Origin of the sequence: Pseudarthrobacter sp. NamB4 (assembly GCF_005796185.1) — a bacterium.
Lineage (GTDB): Bacteria > Actinomycetota > Actinomycetes > Actinomycetales > Micrococcaceae > Arthrobacter.
Map to the genome: position 1 here is coordinate 1 of NZ_VAHM01000049.1, position 325 is coordinate 325.

The 325-nt window shown below is 67.4% G+C and carries 1 protein-coding gene; it reads left to right on the forward strand.

Translation table 11 applies throughout. The features are described 5' to 3' along the window. Nucleotides 1-8 precede the first annotated feature (8 nt). Nucleotides 9-325 (forward strand): phage holin family protein (locus tag FDW81_RS17985; protein ID WP_138135560.1); only part of this gene is annotated, 317 nt, incomplete at its 3' end.

Below are 325 nucleotides of genomic sequence, written 5' to 3' on the forward strand. Positions count from 1 at the left end.
TTCCTGAGATGCCGCCGAGTGAGGCGCATCAGAAGGCAGATAACGCTTCCCTTGGTGACCTGCTCGGTGAGGTTACCCGGGACCTGTCCACGCTGATGCGCCAGGAAGTCGAGCTCGCCAAGGCAGAGGCCAAGCAATCCGCCACCCGGGCAGGGAAAGGCGGCGGGATGCTCGCCGGGGCCGGCGTGGCAGGGCACTTCGTGCTGCTGTTCCTGTCGCTGGCGCTGATGTTCGCCCTTGGTGCGCTGATGCCGCTGGGCTGGGCAGCGGTGATCGTCGCCGTGATCTGGGGCATCATCGCCGCCGTCCTGGCCTCGATCGGGCG